This window comes from Pseudomonas eutrophicaquae, from assembly GCF_023544715.1.
GTDB lineage: Bacteria > Pseudomonadota > Gammaproteobacteria > Pseudomonadales > Pseudomonadaceae > Geopseudomonas.
In genome coordinates this window covers 1-24,136 of sequence record NZ_JAMJEZ010000029.1, presented here as the reverse complement: position 1 = coordinate 24,136, position 24,136 = coordinate 1, and the positions used below count along the sequence as shown (strand labels likewise).

Sequence of the window (24,136 nt, the reverse complement as noted above, 5' to 3'; positions counted from 1 at the left end):
GGATTCGATCCTACTTCCGACATCCCAAAATCGCGTATGCCGCATGATTTGGGGTATTGGGTTGCCGGATTAATATAATCAAAAACTGGACTAGTATCGATCCCCAGATACTCTACTGAGTACACGTAAGGCTCTGTCATCGCCTGGTCATCTGTTGTGTCGGACCTTTACGGAGCAACACGGCAGATACCCCCAGGCAATCCACCTCTCGAGGATCTTTCAATGGAAAACACCGTACAGATCAACTTCCCGCGCCTCAACGAGCCGGCCCCGGCCTTCAAGGCCCGCACCACCTCCGGCGAGCGCTCGCTGGAAGACTACCGCGGCAAGTGGCTGATCCTGTTCTCCCACCCGGCTGACTTCACCCCGGTGTGCACCACCGAGTTCATCGGCTTCGCCAAGGCGGCACCGAAATTCGCCTCGATGAACTGCGAACTGCTCGGCCTGTCGATCGACAGCCTATTCTCGCACCTGGCCTGGATGCGCAATATCCAGGAGAAATTCGGCGTCGAGATCCCCTTCCCGATCATCGAAGATATCTCCATGCAGGTGGCCAGCGCCTACGGCATGGTGCACCCGGGCGCCGCCGACACCCAGGCTGTGCGCGCCACCTTCCTCATCGACCCCAACGGCATCCTGCGTGCCATGGTCTACTACCCGATGAGCAACGGCCGCAGCATCGATGAGTTCGTGCGCCTGCTCGAGGCCCTGCAGACCTCCGATGCCAACGGCGTGGCCACCCCGGAAAACTGGTGCCCCGGCCAGCCGGTCATCGTGCCGCCGCCGAAGACCGCCGAAGATGCCGACAAGCGTGCCTCTGAGGGTTACAACACCGTCGACTGGTACTTCTCTACCAAGACGCTGTAATCCCTGAACACAGAACACCCCCACGGCCTGTCAGGCCAGATCGTGGGGGTGTTTTGCCGTTTTTGTCTGATTGATCGCCGGAGTCGCCGGCACAGGAGCGCCCCGTTGAGCCCTTCAAGCGAAACCCGCAGCCGCCTTGCACATTTTCCGGTGGCCCTGTTTGCCAGTGTGATGGGGATGGCCGGCCTGGCCATGGCCTGGCTCAAGGCGGGCCAGCTTGAGCAGGTGCCCGGAGAGATCGGTGCCGTACTGCGCGCACTGGCCAGCCTGCTGTTCATCGGCCTGCTGCTGGTCTACCTACTGAAGTGGCTACGCCACCCAGCGGCTGTCACCGCGGAGCGTGCTCATCCGCTCAAACAGAATTTCTTCGCTGCCATTTCCATCAGCCTGGTGCTCCTGGGTACCGCCTGGCAGCACGCCGCACCCGAGCTTGCTCGTGGATTGTGGGCCAGCGGTGCGGTCCTGCACCTGATCGTCACCCTGCGGGTGATGAGCGGCTGGATCCATCACACCCACTTTCAGATCCAGCATGCCAATCCGGCTTGGTTCATCCCGGTGGTCGGCAACATCATGGTGCCGGTCGCCGGCGTCAGTTTTGCCCATACGGATATCGGCTGGTTCTTCTTCAGTATCGGACTGGTGTTCTGGCTGGTCCTGATGACTATCGTGCTCTACCGACTGTTCTTCCATGAGCCGCTGCCCCAGCGCCTGACGCCGACCCTGTTCATCCTGCTGGCGCCGCCCTCGGTCGGCTTCCTCGCCTGGCTGGCCCTAACCGACAGCCTGGATGCCTTTGCGCGCCTGCTCTACTTCACCGCCCTGTTTCTTGCCCTGCTCCTGCTCAGCAACGCGCTACGCTTTTTCCGGGTGCCGTTTTTCATTTCCGCCTGGGCCTACTCCTTCCCACTGGCGGCGCTGACCCTGGCCAGCTTCGAAATGGGCTTGCGCAGCGGAATCGGCATCTATACTGCACTGGGGGGAGTACTCTTGGCGCTGCTGAGCAGTGTGGTGTGTGTCTTGATCGTGAAGACGCTGCAGATGGCCTTGGCCGGGCGGATTTGCGTCGCGGAATGAGCGCCGCACACGACGGCATACAGGAGCGCGGTACCGATGGTAAGGACAGGGAGGGCAGAGTCCATGAAACGCTTGCATCCTGGGGCAGCCTGGCTGCTGGGTCTGCTGTTAAGCCTGGCAGGGCTGGCCACCTCTGTGAGCGCCGGGTCAGCCACGGCGGATCACAGCCAGTTCGAGGCGCTGCAAGGCCCCTTCAAGAGCGGTGAAGAGGTCACCCGTGCCTGTCTTGGCTGTCATACCGAAGCCGCCCGTCAAGTGATGGCCACCCGCCACTGGAACTGGGAATACACCAACCCGGATACCGGGCAAAGCCTGGGCAAGAAAACCATGCTCAATGGTTTCTGCATCGGCGATCGCTCCAATGAAGCCTTCTGCCAGTCCTGCCACATCGGCTATGGCTGGAAGGACTCGAGCTTCGACTTCACCGATGAGAGCAAGGTTGACTGCCTGGCCTGTCATAACACCGGCAACTACCTCAAGCCCGGCGGCTTGGCGGGCCACCCGGCTTATGTACGCACCGAACTACCGCCAGGGTCGGGCAAGTTCGTCGATCCCGTCGACCTGGCCCAGGTCGCCCGGCAGATCGGCGCCACCTCACGGCGCACCTGCGGCACCTGCCACTACTACGGAGGCGGTGGCGATGGGGTCAAACATGGCGATCTGGACAGCTCACTGAACGATCCGCACCGCGATCTGGACGTGCACATGGCCAGTGCTGGTGCCAACTTCACCTGCTCGACCTGCCATGCGGCCGACCAGCACAAGATCCCCGGCAGTCGCATCAACATGACCGCCAGCGATCCCCATGCCGCCCTGCTGCGTGGCGAGCGCACGGAGCGTAATCCGGCCACCTGTCAGGCCTGTCATAGTGATCGACCGCACCAGAATGATCTGCTGCATGCCACCCGTCTCAACGATCATGCCGGTACGCTGGCCTGCCAGAGCTGCCACATCCCGACCTTTGCCCGCGGTGGCGTGCCGACCAAGATGGCCTGGGACTGGTCGGTCGCAGGGCGCATGAATGCCGAGGGCAAACCCTATCAGCTCAAGGATGAACAGGGGCATGTGGTGTACGACAGCCGCAAGGGCAGCTTCGTGCTTGGGGAAAATGTCACGCCGGACTATGTGTGGTTCGATGGACGGGTCAGCTATGTGCAGCCCGACACCCGCATCGACCCGAGTACACGGGTACCGATCAACCGCTTCCTCGGCACGCCAGGTGATCCGGCGGCGCGCATCTGGCCGATCAAGACCTTCCACGGTCGCCAGCCGTATGACACCCAGCACATGACCCTGCTGATCCCGCACACGGCCATCCCGGACGATACGGCCTTCTGGTACAACTTTGACTGGGCCAAAGCCCTGCAGGCCGGTGCGGATGCCAGCGGTCTGCCCTACAGCGGCCAGTTCGACTTCGTCGATACCTCGATGCAGTGGCCCATCACCCACATGGTCGCCCCCAAGGAGCAGGCGCTGGACTGCGCCCAGTGCCATGCCCCCGAGGGCCGCCTGGCCAACGTACCGGGCATCTGGATGCCCGGCCAGCATCAGCATGCCTGGCTGAATCGCGCCGGCTTCACCCTCGCAGGCCTTGCCCTGCTGGGTGTCCTGGGGCACGCCCTGCTACGCCTGATAGCTCATTACCGCCGCCAGAGGACCTGATCATGAGCGAGCGCCTTTATCTGTTCACCCGCTTCGAGCGGTTCTGGCACTGGTCGCAGGCGGCCCTGATCATCACCCTGCTGTTCAGTGGCTTTGCCATTCACGGCAGTCATGCGCTGCTCGATTTTCGCCGCGCGGTGATCGTACATGAGGTCGCAGCCTGGCTGCTGATCACCTTGTGGATCTTCGCCATCTTCTGGCACTTCACCACGGGGCAGTGGAAGCAATACATCCCGACGCTGGAGAACATCGGCCGGGTGGCGCGCTATTACGCCCACGGGATCTTCGTCGGCGCTCCGCATCCCTACAAGGTGACGCGCGAGCGCAAGCACAATCCGCTACAGCGCATCGCCTATCTAGGCGTGTTGCTGCTGATCAACCCCCTGATCTGGATCAGCGGCCTGCTGTATCTGTTCCGCCATCGCCTGGAGGGTTATCTGCCTGCTTGGCTGGGCCTTGAGCAGATTGCTCTGCTGCACACCGTAGGCGCCTTCCTGATGCTGACCTTCCTGATCGTCCATGTGTACCTGACCACGACCGGACACACGCCGCTGGCTCACATCAGGGCCATGATCAGCGGCTGGGAAGAGCGCCACTGAAACTCCATATAACAAGCGAGACTGTCTGATGAAAAAGACTCTGATGACCCTGAGCCTGCTCTGCGCAGCCAATGCCTGGGCCATGAGCCCGAACAACGAGCCCATCCAGCCGATCCAGCCCGCCAAGATCACCGACCCCGCCAAGGTCGAGCTCGGCAAGAAGCTGTTCTTTGATCCGCGCCTGTCCCGCTCCGGCTTCATTTCCTGCAACTCCTGCCACAACCTGAGCATGGGCGGCAGCGACAACCTGCAGACCTCGATCGGCCATAACTGGCAGAAAGGCCCGATCAACTCGCCCACCGTCCTCAACTCCAGCATGAACCTTGCCCAGTTCTGGGATGGCCGCGCGGCCGACCTCAAGGAGCAGGCGGCAGGCCCGATCGCCAACCCCGGCGAGATGGCCTTCACCCACAGCCTGGCGGTCGATACCCTGCGCTCGATCCCCCAGTACCGCGCCGAGTTCAAGTCCGTCTACAAGGTCGACAAGATCACCATCGATGAAGTGACCGATGCGATTGCCGCCTTCGAGGAGACGCTGGTCACGCCGCATTCACGCTTCGACCGCTGGCTGCTGGGCGATCAGAAGGCCATGACCCAGGTCGAGCTCGAAGGCTACAAGCTGTTCAAGGACATCGGCTGCACCGCCTGTCATAACGGCCCGGCGGTCGGTGGCAACTCCTTCCAGAAAATGGGTCTGGTCGAGCCCTACAAGACCGATAACCCGGCAGAAGGTGTTGCCGCACTGACTGGCAAGGATGCGGATCGCTTCAAGTTCAAGGTGCCGACCCTGCGCAACGTCGAGCTGACCTACCCCTACTTCCATGATGGCGCCTACTGGAAACTGGAAGAGTCCGTCGACGTGATGGCTCGCCTGCAGCTGGGTCGCCAGCTCAAGGAAGAGGAAATCGGCAAGATCACCGCCTTCCTCAAGACCCTGACCGGCGAGCAACCCAGCTTTGCCATGCCGATCCTGCCGCCGTCCAATAACGACACACCGCGCCCGCAGCCGTTCGAGTAACGGTCGCTGCCTGAGCACCAAGCTCACCACGTCGACGCCGGGCTACCGGCGTCGACGACTGACTCAAGCCCGCCAGCCTCCGGCCGCATCCAGTCCACACGCCACACAGGCCCTCCAGCTCCCGCGCACCTCACCATAGACACGGCAAGACTGTGGGGCAGTTTGCAGCTGAAAAATACTGCGCAGGGTATATAATGCAACATTATATCAACCCATTTTGCCTGCCGAGCCACCACCGATGCCCCCTGCTGCCCCGCACCACCACCCGTCCGCCGTATCGCTGAACACCTCTTCTGCCCTTACCCTGCTCCTCAGCCTGTTGGGAATGCCGGCTCTGGCTCATGAGCAGCCTGAAACCTCCCCCGCTGCGGATGCCCCCACACCTCTGGAGCTGGAACAGCAAGAGATCAAAGCGCCCCCGCTGGAAACACAGCGCCGCCAGCTGGATACCACGCGACTGCAAAAAACTCAGGCGAGCGATCTCCAGGATGTCTTCAAGACCGAGCCGAGCATTCAGGTCGGCTCGGGAGCGCGCAACGGGCAGAAGATCATGCTGCGTGGGGTTGAGGATCTGAACCTGAATATCCAGATCGATGGCGCCCGCCAAGGCGCCAACCTCTTCCACCACCAGGGACGGATACAGGTTGACCCCTACCTGCTCAAGGAAGTCGAAATCGACAGTGGACCCGCACCCGCCGATGGCGGTCCGGGCGCACTGGGCGGCAGTGTTCGCTTTGAAACCGTCGATGCTCAGGATCTGCTACTGCCCGGACGACGCTTCGGTGCGCGCCTCGGTGGCCAGCTGGAACACAAAACGGAAACACGCGGCGGCGTGCTCTCCGCCTATGGCCTGCTGGCAGAAAATATCGGCCTGCTCGCCTATGCCCGTAACCTGGACAGCGGTACGGCACGCGATGGCGAGGGGGAGCGGATTCGCTTTACCGATGGCCAGCGCGACAGCTACTTGTTAAAGCTCAGTGCCCTTGACCAGCAAGGCCATAGCCTGTGGCTGTCTGCCGAGCGCAACAGCAATACCGGCGGCATCCTGCGTGCCAACGTGCCCTGGCAGACCGGCAATGCAGTGCAGAATAACGACCATCAGAAAAGTTACCGCGACACCTTTACCCTGCGTCACCGCTACCAGCCCGCCGGACAGTCGCTGCTGGATCTGCAGACCACCCTGTACCGCAACGACAGCCGCCTCCATCTGTACCGCCCGGCGGCTGATGAACAGTACGAAACCCGCAGTCAGGGTGCGGACATTCGCAACACCTGGCGCTTTGCCAGTGCCGGTATTGACCATGCCCTGACGGCCGGTGTTGATCACTTCCACGATCGAGGATATCGCTGGGACGGCAACGCCCACTACGACGAACGTGCCCTCAACTACGGCGTCTTTGTACAGGATCGCCTCGATGTGGGCGCCGTTCGCCTGTCGCTTGGTCTGCGTGGGGACTTCTACGATACCCGCTATGCCGCCGCAGGGTTTGGCACCTCGGGTGAAGCCTGGTCACCCAATGCCAGTCTGGAATGGAACCCTCTGGCCGGACGGGATCTGACCCTGTTTGCCGGCTACGGTGAGTCGGTGCGTGGCGGCAAACTCAATCAGGCGGGCTGGCTGCAAAAGTACACCGCCAATTTCCAGCTCGGCGAGCGCGGTCATCTTGATCCCGAACGGGCCCAGCAGCGCCAGGTCGGCATACGCTGGCACACACAATCGCTGCTCAGTGCAGGGGATCATGCCGGCCTGGAATGGCGCGCCTACAACACCCATATCCGCGACTATCAGGTGATCCCCGGCGAGGGCGCCAATGGCCGCACGGACCGCATCTTCAATGCGCCGGGCAGCATCGTCAGCCGCGGCTATGAACTGAGTGGCCACTGGGGCATCGACAACCTGCTGCTCAACGCCGTCTACAGCCACAATGTGATCCGCAACTGGGATAGACAACCCCTGGACACGCGCGGCGACTCCGCACGGGTCGGCGTCTCTACCGGAGATCGTCTGGTACTGGATAGCGAGTGGGCTTTTGCGCCGCAGTGGTCAGCCGGCTACACCCTGACGGCAGTTCAGCGCCTGAGCGATGTTCCGGTCGGCAATCCCGACAAGCCGGGTTATGGCGTGCATGACCTGCGCCTGTCATGGATGTCCCGCAGCGAGCAGGATGGGCTGGTGCTGACGGTTGGCATCGACAACCTGCTGGACAAGCGCTATGCCGATCACACCACGGTACGCACGCTGCAGCGCACCAATACCGCTACCGCTGTAGCCGGTGAGCAGTACGCGATCCTCGAGCCGGGGCGCAATCTCAAGATGTCCGCCGACTGGTTCTTCTGAACCAGGGTCGGGTGATGTACGCCTGACCTTGCCCCGTATGGCGGGCGCCCGGATCACCGTCCGGGCGCCAGCCTTACCCAACCTACAGGTGGCTCATCACCATCTGTCAGGCCACCGGCTCAGGCGTTGTTTCCAGATAGGCGCTGTTGATCGCATCACCCAGCTGACGCAGCTGCTCGATGTAGTCGGTGATCCAGTCCTCTAGCCCCGCCTCCAGCACCTCGCTGATCGAGGTAAAACGCAGGCGCGCCTCCAGCTCCGCGGCCATGCGCTGTGCCGGGCGCCCCGTGCTGGGCAGTTCGACCAGTACCTGGCTCAGCACCGTGACGCAGGTGCGTAGCGAGCGCGGCACTTCGGCGCGCAGCAGCAGCAATTCCGCCACCGAGGCCATCTTCGGTGAGCCGCGATACAGCGTGGCGTAAGCCTCGAAGGCCGACAGCGCGCGCAGCAGCGCACTCCACTCGTAATAGACATGCGCCGGCGACTCCTCCGGCACGTCACGGCCCATCAGCTGGTGGCGTGCATCGAGCAGGCGCAGGGTGTTGTCAGCGCGTTCAATAAAGGTGCCGAGGCGAATGAAGCGGTAGGCATTGGCGCGCATCAGGGTGCTTTCCGTCGCACCGTGGAACAGCTGCACGCGCTCCTTGAGCCACTCACAGAAATGGCTGACCCCATTGTTGGCCAGCTCATCGGCGCTCATGCCGCGCATCTCGAGCCAGGTGGCGTTGACGCTTTCCCACATATCCGCGGAAATCCGCCCGCGCACCGCGTGGGCATTGCCACGGGCGGCACGCAGGCAGTTGTAGATACTCGCCGGGTTGTCGGCATCGACGGCAAAAAAGTGCAGCAGGCGCCCGGCATCCAGCTCGCCGTGGCGCTCAAGATACGCATCCAGGGTGCCAGTGATCAGCAGTGGCATGGCCAGTTCCTGCAGGCCATCACCCCGACCGTCCTGCGGCATCAGTGCCAGCGAATGGCTGACATCCAGCATGCGGGCCAGGTTTTCTGCACGCTCCAGATAGCGTGCCATCCAGTAGATATCGGCAGCGGTACGACTCAGCATGATGTCCCTTCCTCAGGCTTGGCGTTGATCGGGCATATGGGCGTCTTCGACCACCCAGGTGTCCTTGGTACCCCCGCCCTGCGAGGAGTTGACGACCAGCGAACCCTCGCGCAGCGCCACGCGGGTCAGCCCGCCCGGCACCAGGCGGGTTTCGCGCCCGGATAGCACGAAGGGCCGCAGGTCGATATGCCGCGGGGCGATACCGCTTTCGACAAAGGTCGGACAGGTGGACAGGCTCAGGGTCGGCTGGGCGATATAGGCCGCCGGATTGGCCTTGAGGCGCGCACGGAAGGTTTCGATTTCCTCCCGACTGGCCGCAGGCCCCACCAGCATGCCGTAGCCACCCGAGCCCTGGGTTTCCTTGACCACCAGCTGTTCAAGGTTGGCCAGCACATGGGACAGCTCGGCCGGCCGGCGACACTGCCAGGTCGGCACATTGGCAAGAATCGGCTCCTCATCCAGGTAAAAGCGGATCATTTCCGGCACATAGGGATAGATCGACTTGTCATCCGCCACGCCGGTGCCGATGGCGTTGGCCAGCACCACATGGCCCTTGCGGTAGGCGTCCAGCAGGCCGGGCACCCCGAGCATCGAGTCGGGATTAAAAGCCAGCGGGTCCAGGAAGGCATCATCGATGCGCCGGTAGATCACATCCACCACCTGCGGACCGGCGGTGGTGCGCATGTACACCCGCTCGTCACGCACGAACAGATCCGCCCCCTCGACCAGCTCGACCCCCATCTCGCGGGCCAGGAAGGCATGTTCGAAGTAGGCACTGTTGTAGCGACCGGGCGTCAGCACCACCACGCACGGGCTCTCGACCCGGCTGGAGCTCTTGAGGGTGTCGAGCAGCAGATTCGGATAGTGGTTGATCGGTGCGATGCGCTGCGCGGCAAACAGCTCAGGGAACAGCCGCATCATCATCTTGCGGTTTTCCAGCATGTAGGACACCCCGCTCGGGGTGCGCAGATTGTCCTCCAGCACGTAATAGGTGCCATCACCGTCGCGTACCAGATCCACCCCGGCGATGTGTGCATACAGATCATGAGGCAGATCAAGCCCCTGCATGGCACGCTGGTAGCCTTCGTTGCCCAGCACCTGCTCGGCAGGCACCAAGCCCGCCTTGATGATGCGCTGCTCGTGGTAGATGTCGCGCAAGAACAGGTTGAGTGCGCGTACCCGCTGGATACAGCCCTGCTCGACCTTGCGCCACTCACTGGCGGGAATGCTGCGCGGAATGATGTCGAAGGGAATCAGGCGCTCGGTGCCCTGATCATCCCCATAGAGCGTGAAGGTAATCCCTGCCCGGTGGAACAGCAGATCAGCCTCGCGGCGGCGCTGCTCCAGCTGCTGTGCCGGGGTGGCTCCCAACCAGCGGGAAAACGCCTGATAGTGCGGCCGGCACAGGCCACTGGCGTCATACATCTCATCGTAAATACGGCGAACCATGCTCTCGGGCTCCCTTTTCCTGCGGCGTGGCGTACATCCTGCAAGGTGCGCGCCAGTTATTATTTTTCTTATAAATCAATCAATTGCATGCAAAAAGCGGTCTTTACCAGCACTCGACGGGTACACCTTGCGGCCCGCCGAGCGATACGGCTGCCCCATTGCGGGGCAGGCGCATCATGACAGAGCGCCGTGCGCCTCAGCCGGCTGCAGATCCTCCAGAGCACCATGGCGGTCGGCGAACTGATCGTGAATGTCGATAATCTGCGGCAGCACCTGATAGAAAGGCTTGCGCAGGGCCGGGTCAAAATGCAGCCCGAACTGCCCATCGATGTATTCCAGCACCTGCTCCAGCGGCCACGGCGCCTTGTAGGGACGTGCCGAGGTCAGGGCATCGAACACATCCGCCAGCGCGACAATGCGTGCCATCAGGGGGATATCCTCGCCCTTGAGCCCCTGCGGGTAGCCGCTGCCATCCCATTTTTCATGGTGGCAGAGCGCAATGGTGCTGGCGGCCTGCAGCAGCTCATCGCTGTGCTGACCGATGATGTCGGCTCCGATCTGCGGATGGCCGCGCATGGTCACCCACTCCTGCTCGTTCAAGGGGCCGGCCTTGAGCAAAATGCTGTCAGGAATGCCGATCTTGCCGACATCGTGCATCGGCGCGGCGTTGAAGAGGATGTCCACGCTGCGCTCACCCAGCCCCGCCGCCTCGGCGATCAACCGGCTGAAATGACTCATGCGAATGATGTGATTGCCGGTCTCGTTGTCACGAAACTCCGCAGCCCGCCCAAGGCGGTGGATGATCTGCTGGCGAGTACGGCGCAGCTCGGCGGTCTTGGCGTGCACCTGGCGGGCCAGCTCGCGGTTCTGGTCGTACAAAGCAAGGTGGGTGCGAACCCGGGCCAGTACGATGGGCGGGCTGATCGGCTTGGTGATGTAATCGACGGCGCCCAGCTCAAGACCGTGGCGCTCGTCTTCCATTTCGCTCATCGCGGTGATGAAGATCACCGGAATCGCCCGGGTATCGGGATTGCGCTTGAGAGCCTCGCAGACGGCGTAGCCATCCATGCCGGGCATCATGATGTCGAGCAGAATCAGATCGGGCGGGGTGGCCGAGAACGCAATCTTCAGCGCCTTCTCGCCCGAGAGCGCCACACGAGTCCGGTAGTGAGGCGAGAGCACCTCATTGAGGATGTCGATGTTGTCCGCCACATCATCGACCAACAGGATAGTGCGCTGCAGCAGCTCCTGAGTCACGGCTATTCCCTTGTCCTGATTATCGTTTTTCCGAGACTACCCTGACGGCGGAAGGCTTGCCAGCCCCGGCTGCGCATCCAGCAGGCGCTGCAGGACCACCAGCGCCTGCTCGTAGTCATAGCGGGCGATCAGGCTTTCCAGCGCCTGCGCCTCGGCCTGCAGGCCACGTTGCTGCAAGGCACCCTGACAGCCCTGCAGACACTGGCGGGCCTGACCATCATCCTCGGCCAGCAGCTGCTGCAACCGCTGCAGCGCGGCCGCCAGCGCCGCGTGATCCAGCGCGGAGTCCTGCGTGGCCGGATGATCCGAAGCCACCAGCGGGGCGCGATCAATCTGCGCCAGCAGCTCCTGCAGCACGCGCTGCAAGGCCTCCAGCGCCGCTTCAAGCCCGGGGTTGCCCGCTTGCCGCAGGCATTGCTCGACATTCGCGGCCTGCTGTACCAGCGCCTCGGCGCCCAGATTGCCCGCCAGCCCCTTGAGGGTATGGGCCAGACGCACCGCGGTGTCCGCCTCACCTGCGGCCAGCGCCGCACGGATCTGTGTCACCACCTCGCCCTGGGTATCGCGGAAGCGGCCGATCAGCTTGCGCAACAAGCCGCGATTGCCGCCCAGACGCTGCAGGGCGGCCTCAAGCGACAGCCCGGTGATCGGCGGCAAAGGCAGTGCCTCATCATCGGGTGCAGGCTCCGGCACCGCCACCGACACGACCTGCGGATGCACCCAGCGATGCAGGGTAATAAAGAGCTGCGCGATATCGATGGGCTTGGCGATGTGATCATTCATCCCGGCCTCCAGGCAGGCCTCGCGATCCCCGGCCATGGCGTTGGCGGTCATCGCGATCACCGGCAAGTCGGCAAAGTCTGGTTGCTGACGCAAACGGCGCGTCGCCTCGAAGCCATCCATCACCGGCATCTGACAGTCCATCAGCACGCCGTCATAGCGGTTGCGCGCCAGCATGGCCAGCGCCTCGGCCCCGTTGGCGGCCACATCGACCTGCAGGCCGGCCCGCGAGAGGATCTCCTGCGCCATCTCCTGATTGACCAGATTGTCCTCGACCAGCAGCAGGTGGGCGCCGCGCAAGGCCGTCTGGGCTTCGAGCATCACCACCTGCTGCTCCTGGCGCACCATCGACGGCGGCCGCTGGCGACCGCAGGCACTGAGCACACCATCGAGCAGCGTGGAGGGGGTCACCGGCTTGACGATGATTTCGACCTCTTCATCCGCACGCAGCTGGGCGCGCAGCTCGTCACGGCTGTAGGCAGTGGCCATCAGCACCCGCGGCCACTCGGCACGCGGCCAGCGCTGACGCAGGGTACGAATCGCCTCCACGCCATCCATGCCGGGCATCACCCAGTCCATGATCACCAGCGCATACGGCTGCCCGGCCTCGCGGGCTGCCTCGAGCCGCTCGAGCGCTTCAAGCGCCGACTCGGCGCAGTCCACCTGAAACTGCAGCGCGACCAGCATGCCGGTGAGGATTTCCCGAGCGCTAGCGTTATCGTCCACCACCAGCAGGCGCATGCCCAGCAGCTCGTCACCGTCGGCCAAGAGCGCAGCATCAGCGCGCGGCGATTCGATCACCCGCAGCGGGAGGCTGAAGTGGAAGGTACTGCCGACCCCAGGCTGCGACTCGACGCCGATCTCCCCGCCCATCAGGCTGACCAGCTGCCGGCAGATCGCCAGTCCAAGGCCGGTACCGCCGTAACGCCGCGACGTGGAGGAATCGGCCTGCGTGAAGGCCTCGAACAGGTGAACGCACTGCGCAGGCTCCAGGCCGATACCGGTATCACGCACCGCAAAGTACAGCCGCGCCTGATCGCCAATGCGCTGCTCAACCCGCACGCTGATGGTGATCTCGCCCTGTTCGGTGAACTTGATCGCGTTGCTGAGCAGATTGTTCAGCACCTGCCCGAGGCGCAGCGGATCCCCCAGCAGGGTCGGCGGCACATCCGCGGCGATATCCAGCAATAGCTCCAGCCCCTTGGCCTGCACCCGCAGCGCTGCCTGCTCGGCCAGTTGCCCAAGCAGCCCCTCGAGCTGGAACTCGACCTCCTCGACATGCAGCTTGCCCGCCTCGATCTTGGAGAAGTCGAGAATGTCATTGATGATGCCCAGCAGCCCTTCAGCCGCCGTGTAGATCTTGCGCAGGTAATTGCCCAGCTGCGCCGGCGGTTGGCTATCCAGCGCGAGATGCGCCATGCCCATGATCACATTCATCGGCGTGCGGATTTCGTGGCTCATGTTGGCGAGAAAATCCGACTTGAGACGGGTGGTCTGCTCAGCCAGATCGCGGGCGCGGGCCAGGGCGTGCTCGGCCTCTTTTTGCGTGCTGATGTCAATGAACGAGCCGACCAGTCCGGCCACCCGGCCCGTGCTGTCCCGATAGCTGGACAGCGCGTAGATGGCCGGATAATCACGGCCCTCAGGCCCGGGCAGCCAGGATTCGCAGGCATGCGGCTGACCATTGCCGAGTACCTGGCGGTTGGCCGCATGGAACAGCTCGCGCTGCTCCTGGGTCAGGCCGGGCAGCTCCAGCACCGTCTTGCCGATCACCTCGGCTTCATCCACGGAGAACGCCTGCTGGAAGGCATGATTGACCCCCAGATAGCGCCCCTCGGCATCCTTGAAAAAGATCGGGTACGGCAGGGTATCCAGCAGTACACGCTGGAAGACCAGCTGATCGGCAATGGTCTGCTCATAGCGCTTGCGCTGGCTGATGTCGCGCACCGTCATGCAGAGGCTGACACTGCGCCCCTCCATCGGTGGCAGGCAGTTGAGGCGTGAGCCAATCGACAGGATCTGCCCCTGACGGTCGAGCGCCTGGGTATCACCACTGAGCTGCTCCAGCAGCGCGTGAAGTTCCTGCCCCTGCCCCAGACGCTGACGCAGCTCGGCATGGAGCGCGCGCTGGGCCTCGGGAATCAGCTGATCGACCGAAAGACCCACCAGAGCGCCCGACCCATAGCCGAACAGCTGGTGAGCGTGGCTGTTGGCGATCAGGATGCGCCCCTCGGCATCGATGATCAGCATGCCATCCGGCGAGAACTCGATGATCTGCCGATACCAGGCTTCGGCATCCCGCAGGCGCTGGCGCTGCTCGTCCAGCTCGCGCAGGGTGTTCTGGAAGCGGATCAGCGCCCGGCTGAGGTCACCGATTTCGGACACCTCCGTGGCATGCCCATAGCCCACGTCAGTATCGCCGGCCAGCAATTCGCGAGTGGTGTCGGTCATCTCGACCAAGGGCGTCAACACGCGCCGCTGGTAGAAATTGCGCAGCACCAGCAGGATCAGCAGCAGACTGCCGCCCAGCAGCAACATGGCCAGCAGCATGGCCTGCTGCGCCGAGCGCTCCAGATGGATCAGGCGTCGTTGCTCTTCGGCCACCAGCCAGCGGTTGAGCGCACGCAGCTGCTCTAGCAGCTCACGCCGGGTTTGCTCGTAGCGCGAGCCGAACACCCAGTCGAGGGCGCTGTCACGAAAGCCCCCACCCGCCGCGGAGAAGGCCTGCCAGCCGAGCTCCAGCAGCACTTCGGCCTCATGGCTCACGCTGTCCAGCAGTACCTGCTGCTCCGCCGGCGGCTCCAGGGAGCGCAGCAGTGCCACGAAGGCATCCCGGCGCTCCAGCAGGCTTTTCTCGGCGAGAAAGATCTGCCCCTGCTCCTCGCTCCCGGTCACCACGTAATTGCGCAGCGCCGCGGTCAGCTCATGGCTGCTCAGCTTGAACTGGCTCAGGGCCTCATGGGCTTCATGCAGGCGCCTAGCTTCGGCACGTCGCGCCTCGGTGGTCACGAACGCAATCAGCACCCCGACCGTAGCCAGCGCCAGCAGCCCGCTCAACAGCCAGGTCAGCAGGCGTCCGCGATTACCCAGTTTCATCTCTGCCTCACTCCCTGCCCTGCCGCAGCCTGACCTGCCCTGCTGGTCGGTTCAGCGGCAGGGCAGGCGCTGCGGTACTTCCTTGAACATAGCACCACCGCCTGAGCACGGGTATGGCATCACGAAAACATCCCCACGCAGCGCGGCGCTACTCAGTCATCCAGCCCGGCAAAGCCGGCCGCCCAAACGTAAAACGGTGCATCACTGCTCTGCAGCGGCACCGCCTGGCGCAGCAGGGTGACGTGCGGCTCCTCACCAAAATCGAAGCCATGCGGCACGCCAGGCGGAATCACCAGCAGATCGCCCCGCTGCGCACGCACGGCATACAGCCGCTCGCCCACCTGCAGCAGGCAGAGCATCCGCCCGCCCACCACCAGACAGATCCGCGGCTGCTCGGCGACCTGCTCGGCCGCTTCGCGCTCACGCTGCGCCGCCTCCAGGGGTGCCTGACGACTGGCGCAGCACCACTGCAGCGGCAGCTCGGCCACCGCTGTACCGCACAACTCACCCAGCAGCGCCTGCCAGTCACGCGGATCGGCCTCGACGCCGGGCCAGCCCTTGGGATCATGCTGGGCAAAGTGAATCTGCAGATCCGCCAGCACGCGGGTGATGTCCTCGACATGGTTGAGGATTTTCTCCGGCTGCTGGGGTTGCTGGTGGTGATAGACGCTCAGGCTGCTCATCAGATCGAACCTCATAAAAAGAAAACCGCGCGGCAGCACAGCAGGGGCAATACCCTGACCCTCAGCCCGCAGATGGAGAACGCATACGCGCACCGGCCGGCAGCCAGCCCGCGATAATCAACGCTGCCAGCAACGCCGACAGGCTGGCCAGCGCAAACGTCAGGCCGGCGCCCCACAGGTGCCAAGCATACCCAGCATACAGCGCCCCCAGCGCCCCACCCACCCCGGAGAGCGCAGCGTATAGCGCCTGCCCCTGCCCTTGCTGCCGTGCGGCAAAGCGGTGGCGGATGAAATGCACACAGGCGGCATGAAAACTGCCGAAGGTCGCGGCATGCAGCAACTGGGTCAGCAGCAGCACCGCCAGCTGATCGGCCAATTGCCCCAGCAGCAGCCAGCGCAGACTGGCCAGCAGCAGACTGACCAGCAGCACCTGGCGTACCGAGTAGCGCGCCAGCATGCGGGCCATCAGCATGAACATCAGGATTTCTGCCAACACCCCCAGTGCCCAGAGCACCCCGATCAGGCTGCGCTCATAGCCCAGCCGCTCCAGGTACAGGGTGATGAAGGTGTAGTAAGGTCCATGACTGAACTGCATCAAGGCCACCGCCAGCAGAAACGCCCAGCCGCCCGGGGCGCGCAGTTGCTGCCACAGACTGCCCGCACCCAAGACCTCTGGCTGCGCGCGGGCCGGCGCCTCCGGCACCCACAGGCTACTGGCGATGATCAGGGCCAGAATCAGCAGCACCAGCAGCGGGTAATGTGCCAGCGCGAGGCGCTCCAGCAGCCAGCCCAGCCCGACGACCGCGACAATGAAACCGATCGAACCCCACAGGCGGATCTGGCTGTAACGCGCTGCCTGCGGGCCGAGATGATCGAGGGTGATCACTTCAAATTGTGGCAGCACGGCATGCCAGAAAAAGGCGTGCAACGCCATTACCAGCGCCAGCCAGGTGTAGTCCTGCCGGTAGAGGATCGCGGCAAAACTCAGCAGGGTCAGCAGCGCGCCCAGGCGCACGATGGCCAGACGCCGACCGCTGCGATCGCCCAGCCAGCCCCACAGATTGGGCGCTATGCAGCGCATCAGCATGGGAATCGCCAGCAGCTCACCGATGCGCGCCGCGGAAAACCCTAGGTGATCCAGGTACAGCGCCATGAACGGCGCCGTCGCACCGAGCAGGGCAAAGTAGCTGAAGTAGAAACCGGACAGCCGCCAGTACGGCAAAGCCTCGCTCATCGACATTCACCGCAGGCACTGCAGAGGGACCGCGCACCCACGGGCGCCAGGCCGCGTGGGTGCGCCAGCGGCTTAGCGCTGAGGAAGGATCGGGGTGCTGACCTTGACCTCGGCATTCTGCGCGCGATGACGCAGCAGATGATCAAGCAGCACGATGGCCATCATCGCCTCGGCAATCGGCGTGGCGCGGATGCCGACGCACGGGTCATGGCGACCCTTGGTGATGATGTCCACCGGATTACCCTGCACGTCGATCGAGCGGCCGGGGGTGGTGATGCTGGATGTCGGCTTCAGCGCCAGATGAGCGACGATCGGCTGGCCGCTGGAGATACCGCCAAGCACGCCGCCGGCATGGTTGGAGAGAAAGCCCTCCGGGGTCAGTTCATCGCGGTGCTCGGTGCCGCGCTGGGCGACGCAGGCAAAGCCAGCGCCAATCTCCACGCCTTTGACCGCGTTGATGCTCATCAGCGCGTGGGCAAGCTCCGCGTCGAGACGGTCGAAGATCGGCTCGCCGAGACCCGGCGGCACGCCTTCGGCGACCACGGTGATCTTCGCGCCGACCGAGTCCTGGTCACGGCGCAGCTGATCCATGTAGGCCTCCAGCTCCGGCACCTTGTCCGGGTCGGGGCTGAAGAAGGCGTTGTCGTCCACGCTGTCCCAGGTCTTGAACGGGATCTCGATCGGCCCAAGCTGGCTCATGTAGCCGCGCACCGTGATACCGAGGCTGGCCAGGTACTTCTTGGCGATCGCGCCAGCGGCGACGCGCATGGCGGTCTCGCGCGCCGAGCTGCGGCCACCGCCCCGGTAGTCGCGCAGGCCATACTTGTGGTGGTAGGTGTAGTCGGCGTGGGCCGGGCGGAACAGGTCCTTGATCGCCGAGTAGTCCTTGGACTTCTGGTCGGTATTGCGGATCAAGAGGCCGATCGGGCAACCGGTGGTCTTGCCTTCGAACACGCCGGAGAGGATTTCCACCTCGTCGGCTTCCTGACGCTGGGTGGTGTGGCGGCTGGTGCCCGGCTTGCGGCGGTCCAGATCACGCTGCAGATCCTCCAGCGACAGCTCAAGGCCCGGCGGGCAGCCATCGACAATGGCGACCAGCGCCGGACCATGGCTTTCACCGGCGGTGGTGACGGTGAACAGCTTGCCGTAAGTATTGCCAGACATGCAGGTGCTCCGCGGCGGGAAATCGAGGGCTGCCAAGTATACAGCCCTGCGCCGCTTTGCAAACGCCGCCTCAGCCGCCCAGCCGCGCCTGGAACAGCGCCTGATGACGACGGCACTGCGTGGCGCTCAGCACGAACACGCCATGTCCGCCGCGGGTGAACTCGACCCAGTGGAAATCCACCTCGGGATAGGCGGCCTCGATATGCACCTGACTGTTGCCGACCTCGATCACCAGCAGGCCATTTTCGTTCAAGTGATCCGCCGCTTCCGCCAGCAGCCGACGCACCAGATCCAGCCCGTCCGCGCCACAGGCCAGCCCCAGTGCCGGCTCATGGTGAAACTCAGCCGGCATGTCGGCAAAGTCTTCGGCATCGACATAGGGCGGATTGGAGACGATCAGGTCAAAGCGCTGCCCCGGCAGGCCATCAAAGCCATCGCCCTGCACGGTGTAGACGCGCTCCTCGAGCTGATGGCGCTCGATGTTCAGGTTGGCCACCTCCAGCGCCTCAAAAGACAGATCCGCCAGCACCACCTCCGCCTCGGGGAAGGCCTGCGCGCAGGCCAGGCCAATGCAGCCCGAGCCGGTGCACAGATCGAGAATCCGTGCCGGAGCACCGGCCAGCCACGGGGCGAAGCGGCCCTCGATCAACTCGCCGATCGGTGAGCGCGGCACCAGCACCCGCTCATCCACCACGTAGGGCAGTCCGCAGAACCAGGCCTCGCCGAGCAGATAGGCTGCCGGTATGCGCTCCTCGACACGTCGCTGCAGCAGTGCGTGCACGGCCGCCTGCTCGTCTGCCTCCAGACGGCAGTCCAGGTACTCGGTCGGCGTATCCCAGGGCAGATGCAGGGCACCGAGCACCAGCAGGCGCGCCTCATCCCAGGCGTTGTCGGTGCCGTGACCGAAGAACAGCTCGGCCTCGTGGAAGCGGCTCACGCCCCAGCGGATCAGGTCACGGATACTGCAAAGGTGGGTGGATTCGGTCATGGCAAGCGGCTCCGGTAGCAGGGCAGGCATTCTAGCCGAGCGCCCTGCCCCGGGCATCCCCAGTGGCCGGTTTAGCCGCTGCCACAGGCTTCCCGATGGCGGCGCATCCGTTAGAATCGCCGACCTGTCGCGGAGGACCAGCCATGCAAGACGACGATGTTTCCCTGTTCCACAGCGAGATGCGCGGGGTCAAGCGCATCCAGGTCGAGGCACGCGCCGACACCGGCAAGCGCCGCGCTGACCGCCAGAGTCTGACCCAGCGCCAGCAAAATGCCCTGCTGACCACCCAGACCACCACGGTGGATGGGCTGTCGGATCTGTTCGTCATAGATGTCGGCGCTGAGGATGAGCTGTACTGGGCGCGTGACGGCGTTCAGGACAGCCAGATGCGCAAGCTCAAGGCCGGACAGATCGCCTTTGAAGGCAGCCTGGATCTGCACGGCATGAGTGTCGAGAAGGCACGCGAGACGCTCTGGGCGTTTCTCGCCGAGGCCATACCGCTGGAGGTGCGCTGCGTGCGGGTCACCCACGGCAAGGCGGCCCGTCTGGATGGGCGGCGCCCGCTGATCAAGAGCCACGTCAACACCTGGCTGCGCCAGCATCCGCAGGTGCTCGGTTTCTGCTCCTGCCTGCCGCGCCACGGCGGCACCGGGTCACTTTATGTGCTGCTCAAGCGCACCATGCTTGAGGGGCGCGACGAGTAAGGCGACCGGCTGCGCACTGAAACGCAGCCGGCCACACTGATCAGCCGCGCAGTTCAGCCACCACCGCCGCCAGCGCCGCTGCTGGATCCGCGGCCTGACTGATCGGCCGGCCGATCACCAGATAATCCGAGCCGGCGGCGAGCGCCTCAGCCGGGGTGAGGATGCGCCGCTGATCATCCGCCGCGCTGCCGGCCGGACGGATCCCTGGTGTGACCAGCTGCAGCGCCGGCTGCGCCACCTTGAGCGCCGGCGCTTCCTTGGCCGAGCAGACCAGTCCATCCAGTCCGGCCTGCGCCGCCAGGGCCGCCAGGCGCAGTACCTGCTCCTGCGGCTCGACATCCAGCCCGATACCGGCCAGATCGCCACGCTCCATGCTGGTCAGCACCGTCACGCCGATCAGCAGTGGCGTGTGGCCGTGGTGGGCGTCGAGAGTCTCGCGGCAGGCCGCCATCATGCGTAGCCCGCCGGCGCAATGCACGTTGACCATCCACACGCCCAGCTCGGCCGCCGCCTTGACCGCCATCGCCGTGGTGTTGGGGATGTCATGGAATTTCAGATCGAGGAACACCTCAAAGCCCTGCGCCTGCAGCGCTTCGACCACCGCGGGGCCACAGCGAGTGAACAGCTCCTTGCCGACCTTGACCCGGCACAGGCTGGGGTCGAGTTGCGCGGCCAGCGCCAGCGCGGCCTCGCGGCTGGGGAAATCAAGGGCAACGATGATCGGGGTCTGGCAGGGCATGGCGTGGATTCTCCGGGTCAAAACGCCGCGCATTGTACCCCAGCCACCTGAGCCTGCGCGCCGGGCGACAGCACTCTCCGCAGCAGCTATGGTGGGCAAATATCCCCGATATCGCAGGAAACTGAAAATGCCTTGGTTCGCCTGGCTGCTGATTGCCCTCGCCTTCGGCATGGTCGCCGGCAGCTTGCTGCTGCTGCGCGACAGCGCCGACAAGATGCCGCTGGATCAGGACGCGCTGGAGCGCATGAAAGCGCGCAATGCCGAGTTTGAAAAGCGCGAAGAAAAGGCTACAGAACGCGACGATTAACGGCGAAAACGCAGCTCAAGCTCCGCGCCTTCGATGGTGTCCCAGTAATCGTCGCGCTCGGTGTCAGGCTCGCTGGTCAGCAGCCGCCCGCCCAGCTCGAAGCTGCGCGGAGCCTGCGAGGACTCGCCCTTGAACAACGGCGGCAACAAGGCTGGCAATGGCTCTGCCGGGGCATCGCTGGCGGCGTCGAAGCGGGTGATCAGCGCGGGCGGCAGGCTGAGATCCAGCGGCGTGCGCGTTTTGCCGGGCATCGTTGCTGCAGGCGCGGGCTTTGCCGGTGCGCGCCGGATGTTGCTTGCAGTGGCCTGCGGCGCGGCCACCGGATCGGCTGAAGATGCAGGCCGCTTCGCTAAAGCGGGCGCCTCGCGGGAAGCCTGCCGGGCGGCAGGTGCCGTGGTGTGCGGCGGTGTGGCAGCGGCCGTGGGCGTTGGGCTCGACGGGGCCGACGACTGCACCGGCCTATCGCGCTGGATGGCTTCAGCTTCGGCTTCGGCTTCGGCTTCGGCTTCGGCTTCGGCTTCGGCTTCGGGGGAGACTACCGGACCGGCGTGCTCCTGCACGGTTGACGGGGTGGGCGGCGGCGGTGAATCGCAGCCGCTCAGCCACAAGCCACTCAGCAGGCAGCAGAGCCCCACACGCCACATCGAGCGTACCGACATGGCTTAGGGCCGCTCAGGACCGAGACGCCCCTGCTCATCGGAGAGCACGATCTCGACCCGGCGATTTTGCGCCCGCCCGCGTGAGGACGCATTGGCCACCAGCGGGTACGCCTCGCCATAACCGCGCACCTCAATACGCTGCGCATCAAGCCCCAGCGCCTCCAAGAGCGCCGCCACCGCCTGCGCCCGCGCCAGCGCCAGCTGAAGATTGCGCGCCGCCGTACCGCGGTTATCGGTGTACCCCTCGATCCGCACAGAGCGCTGCGGATAGCGCTGCAGGAAGCGATACAACTGCACCAGTGTGCGGGTCGCCCGTGGATGCAGCTCGGCGCTGCCGAAATCGAACAGCACATCGCCGAGCGTCATCACCAGCCCCCGCTCACCTTCCGCGCTGCTCAGCATCGCCAGCTGCTCTTCCAGCCAGCGGCTGTGATCTTCGGCGCGTTGCAGCTGCACTTCGCGCAACACCTGCTGCAAGCGCTGCTCCTGACGCTTTAAGCGCGCCAGCTCCTCACGGTCCGCCGCCTGGCGTCCATGCTCAAGGGCGATCGCCGCATAGCGCTCGCTAAGCTGCGCATAATGCCGGGCATCGGCGGCGCCGCCGACAAACTCGGCCAGACGCTCGGCCCGGGCCAGCGTTTCACGCGCCCGGGTGACATCCAGCGGCGCCTGAGCCATCACCTGAGGATCGTCAGCCAGTGGCGCGATGCGGCTGCGGGCCTGCTCAAGGGCCTGCAGGGTTGCCGGATCACGGGCACAGCCGGCCAGCAGCATGCCCAGCAGGGTCATCGGCAGGATACGACACCTCATGGCTGCTCCTTGATCTGCAGCAGCAGACGCTCAATTTGTACGCGCAGCTCATCCAGATGCTGGCGACCGCGCTGGGTCAGCGCCTGGGCCTCGGCCAGCCGCGCATCCAGCTCCGCCTGCTCGGCCAGCCGGCGAGCCTGGCGATGGGCTCCGCTCGCAAAGGCCTCTCGGGCGGCCTGCAAGCGGGTCTCTGCCCCGTCAATAAGCGGCGCCTCGGCGCCCAGCTGGCACGCCTGGGCAATAACCCGCTCGCTGAGCTGCAGCTGCTCACGGGGCGGTGGGTCATTGGCGCAACCGGCCACCAGCGCGGCAGTTACACCCAGCAATATCAAGGCTCGCAGCCTGCACATATCCTTTTCCTCTCTGCCTCGCATACCGGACTCAGGGCTTTGGCGCGGCGGCCTGCTGGCGGATCCAGCGCTGCCGGTTATCGTCCAGCCATTGTGCCATCTGCCCACTGCGCTGCAGCTCGCTCAGCTGCCGCGCCAGCTGACCGCGCAGCCAGGCATCATTGCAGGCCGAGTTATGGGAAAGCGCCAGATGCAACGACTCACTGCCCAGCGCCGGCTGCAATGCCACCACCGAGTTGATCGCGCCCTGCTGCTCGAGCAACATCTGCCCGGCCTTAAGCTCCATCAGCAGATAATCCTGACGCCCCTGCAAGAGCGCCTGCAGCGCTGCCCCGTTCAGGGGCGCGGCCGGGGGCTGCAAACGGCCCAGCCTCTCCCGCACCGCCGCCGGATAACTGGCCCGCTCCAGCGCCTGACCACGATGACGCGCCAGATCCTCAAGACGGGTGAACAGCGGCGCACGCTCCGGCAGCGTCCAGACCGCCACCGTGCGTTCGGCATAGGCCGGATAGAGGTAATCAAACTGTGTCAGCCCCTCAAAGGCCGCGGGGCTGCCCAGCAGCAGATCGACACGCCCACTGCGCACCTCCTCGATTGCCGCCGCCGGCTTGCCGCCGTGACGGATATCGATACGCACGCCCACGGCTTGCCCCAGAGCCTTGAGCAGATCGGCACTGGCACCGATCAGCTGCTGCGGATTTTGCGGGTCGCGCCACAGATAAGGCGGCTGATCCGGATGCCCGGTGGCCACCAGACGCTCGCACTTGCCGGCCGCCTCGGCCAGCGGCAACAGCGACAGGCTCAGCCCCAGTGCAAGCAGTACAGAGCGAATGCGCATGCAGAACCTCTTGAAGAGCGGGCGATGAAAATAGGCAGAACGTCAGTGTACCTGCGCCGCATGAGCGCTGCCGATACAAAAAACCCGCTCATTGAGCGGGTTTTTCGACAGCCTCAGCGGCTTACAGCGCCTGCTGCAGCTGCGGAACCACCTCGAACAGGTCGGCGACCAGGCCGTAATCGGCAACCTGGAAGATCGGCGCTTCCTCGTCCTTGTTGATCGCCACGATCACCTTGGAGTCCTTCATCCCCGCCAGGTGCTGGATCGCGCCGCTGATGCCCACCGCGATATACAGCTGCGGCGCCACAATCTTGCCGGTCTGGCCGACCTGCATGTCGTTGGGCACAAAGCCAGCATCCACCGCCGCGCGCGAGGCACCCACCGCGGCGCCGAGCTTGTCGGCCAGCTGATACAGCAGCTGGAAGTTCTCGCCGTTCTGCAGGCCGCGCCCGCCGGA

At 64.5% G+C, this 24,136-nt stretch carries 22 protein-coding genes; 8 read left to right on the top strand and 14 right to left on the bottom strand.

What is annotated here, in order from left to right:
* Positions 1 to 222: 222 nt before the first annotated feature.
* From MXC11_RS11020 to MXC11_RS10995, 6 genes are all read left to right on the top strand, one after another.
* On the top strand, positions 223 to 867 hold the full coding sequence (locus tag MXC11_RS11020; protein WP_250010239.1) for a peroxiredoxin: 645 nt from the start codon (positions 223 to 225) through the stop codon (positions 865 to 867).
* 105 nt (positions 868 to 972) lie between these two features.
* Entirely contained in the window at positions 973 to 1,941 is a 969-nt protein-coding gene (locus tag MXC11_RS11015) for an SLAC1 anion channel family protein (RefSeq protein WP_250010238.1), read from the top strand.
* 63 nt (positions 1,942 to 2,004) lie between these two features.
* Complete coding sequence (locus MXC11_RS11010; protein ID WP_250010237.1) at positions 2,005 to 3,603, top strand: tetrathionate reductase family octaheme c-type cytochrome; 1,599 nt, start codon at positions 2,005 to 2,007, stop codon at positions 3,601 to 3,603.
* 2 nt (positions 3,604 to 3,605) lie between these two features.
* On the top strand, positions 3,606 to 4,202 hold the full coding sequence (locus tag MXC11_RS11005) for a cytochrome b/b6 domain-containing protein (RefSeq protein WP_250010236.1): 597 nt from the start codon (positions 3,606 to 3,608) through the stop codon (positions 4,200 to 4,202).
* Positions 4,203 to 4,245: 43 nt separating this feature from the next.
* A complete protein-coding gene (locus MXC11_RS11000) occupies positions 4,246 to 5,220 on the top strand; it encodes a cytochrome-c peroxidase (protein WP_462938122.1) in 975 nt (324 codons plus the stop codon).
* A 238-nt stretch (positions 5,221 to 5,458) separates the two neighbouring features.
* Complete coding sequence (locus tag MXC11_RS10995; protein ID WP_250010234.1) at positions 5,459 to 7,558, top strand: TonB-dependent receptor domain-containing protein; 2,100 nt, start codon at positions 5,459 to 5,461, stop codon at positions 7,556 to 7,558.
* A 106-nt stretch (positions 7,559 to 7,664) separates the two neighbouring features.
* Here the strand turns inward: MXC11_RS10995 and MXC11_RS10990 are convergent, their stop codons facing one another.
* The 8 genes from MXC11_RS10990 to prmB all read right to left on the bottom strand — a co-directional run bounded on the left by MXC11_RS10990 (position 7,665) and on the right by prmB (position 19,272).
* Positions 7,665 to 8,621, bottom strand: coding sequence for an alpha-E domain-containing protein (locus MXC11_RS10990; RefSeq protein WP_250010233.1), 957 nt, complete (start codon positions 8,619 to 8,621; stop codon positions 7,665 to 7,667).
* A gap of 12 nt (positions 8,622 to 8,633) precedes the next feature.
* Complete coding sequence (locus MXC11_RS10985) at positions 8,634 to 10,070, bottom strand: circularly permuted type 2 ATP-grasp protein (protein ID WP_250010232.1); 1,437 nt, start codon at positions 10,068 to 10,070, stop codon at positions 8,634 to 8,636.
* Between the two features lie 174 nt (positions 10,071 to 10,244).
* Positions 10,245 to 11,327: a response regulator gene (locus tag MXC11_RS10980; RefSeq protein ID WP_250010231.1), complete on the bottom strand. Its 1,083-nt coding sequence runs from the start codon at positions 11,325 to 11,327 to the stop codon at positions 10,245 to 10,247.
* A 36-nt stretch (positions 11,328 to 11,363) separates the two neighbouring features.
* The gene (locus tag MXC11_RS10975) at positions 11,364 to 15,203 is read right to left on the bottom strand and encodes a response regulator (protein ID WP_250010230.1); all 3,840 of its coding nucleotides are present in this window, start codon (positions 15,201 to 15,203) and stop codon (positions 11,364 to 11,366) included.
* A gap of 152 nt (positions 15,204 to 15,355) precedes the next feature.
* Positions 15,356 to 15,901 (bottom strand): cupin domain-containing protein, encoded by a 546-nt coding sequence (locus MXC11_RS10970; protein ID WP_250010229.1) that lies wholly within the window; start codon positions 15,899 to 15,901, stop codon positions 15,356 to 15,358.
* 46 nt (positions 15,902 to 15,947) lie between these two features.
* Positions 15,948 to 17,120, bottom strand: coding sequence for an MFS transporter (locus tag MXC11_RS10965; protein ID WP_250010228.1), 1,173 nt, complete (start codon positions 17,118 to 17,120; stop codon positions 15,948 to 15,950).
* 72 nt (positions 17,121 to 17,192) lie between these two features.
* Positions 17,193 to 18,284: a chorismate synthase gene (gene aroC, locus MXC11_RS10960; protein WP_250010227.1), complete on the bottom strand. Its 1,092-nt coding sequence runs from the start codon at positions 18,282 to 18,284 to the stop codon at positions 17,193 to 17,195.
* 70 nt (positions 18,285 to 18,354) lie between these two features.
* On the bottom strand, positions 18,355 to 19,272 hold the full coding sequence (gene prmB, locus MXC11_RS10955) for a 50S ribosomal protein L3 N(5)-glutamine methyltransferase (RefSeq protein WP_250010226.1): 918 nt from the start codon (positions 19,270 to 19,272) through the stop codon (positions 18,355 to 18,357).
* Between the two features lie 143 nt (positions 19,273 to 19,415).
* Here prmB and MXC11_RS10950 point away from each other — a divergent pair, with 143 nt between their 5' ends.
* On the top strand, positions 19,416 to 19,976 hold the full coding sequence (locus MXC11_RS10950) for a Smr/MutS family protein (protein ID WP_250010225.1): 561 nt from the start codon (positions 19,416 to 19,418) through the stop codon (positions 19,974 to 19,976).
* 40 nt (positions 19,977 to 20,016) lie between these two features.
* On the opposite strand, the gene pyrF is transcribed toward MXC11_RS10950, so the two are convergent.
* Positions 20,017 to 20,715 (bottom strand): orotidine-5'-phosphate decarboxylase, encoded by a 699-nt coding sequence (gene pyrF, locus MXC11_RS10945; RefSeq protein WP_250010224.1) that lies wholly within the window; start codon positions 20,713 to 20,715, stop codon positions 20,017 to 20,019.
* A 127-nt stretch (positions 20,716 to 20,842) separates the two neighbouring features.
* On the opposite strand from pyrF, the gene MXC11_RS10940 reads away from it, so the two are divergent.
* Complete coding sequence (locus MXC11_RS10940) at positions 20,843 to 21,022, top strand: DUF2897 family protein (protein ID WP_250010223.1); 180 nt, start codon at positions 20,843 to 20,845, stop codon at positions 21,020 to 21,022.
* Here the strand turns inward: MXC11_RS10940 and MXC11_RS10935 are convergent.
* From MXC11_RS10935 to MXC11_RS10910, 5 genes are all read right to left on the bottom strand, one after another.
* The gene (locus tag MXC11_RS10935) at positions 21,019 to 21,273 is read right to left on the bottom strand and encodes a hypothetical protein (RefSeq protein ID WP_250010222.1); all 255 of its coding nucleotides are present in this window, start codon (positions 21,271 to 21,273) and stop codon (positions 21,019 to 21,021) included. The two genes, MXC11_RS10940 and MXC11_RS10935, sit on opposite strands and share 4 nt — an antisense overlap.
* A gap of 411 nt (positions 21,274 to 21,684) precedes the next feature.
* Positions 21,685 to 22,491, bottom strand: a complete 807-nt coding sequence (locus MXC11_RS10925) for an OmpA family protein (RefSeq protein ID WP_250010221.1) — start codon at positions 22,489 to 22,491, stop codon at positions 21,685 to 21,687.
* Positions 22,488 to 22,841 (bottom strand): DUF4398 domain-containing protein, encoded by a 354-nt coding sequence (locus MXC11_RS10920; protein WP_250010220.1) that lies wholly within the window; start codon positions 22,839 to 22,841, stop codon positions 22,488 to 22,490. The genes MXC11_RS10925 and MXC11_RS10920 overlap by 4 nt, the downstream gene beginning before the upstream one ends.
* A gap of 31 nt (positions 22,842 to 22,872) precedes the next feature.
* A complete protein-coding gene (locus tag MXC11_RS10915; protein ID WP_250010219.1) occupies positions 22,873 to 23,679 on the bottom strand; it encodes a substrate-binding periplasmic protein in 807 nt (268 codons plus the stop codon).
* A 121-nt stretch (positions 23,680 to 23,800) separates the two neighbouring features.
* The coding region (locus tag MXC11_RS10910; protein WP_250010218.1) for an electron transfer flavoprotein subunit alpha/FixB family protein at positions 23,801 to 24,136 on the bottom strand (336 nt) is incomplete at its 5' end.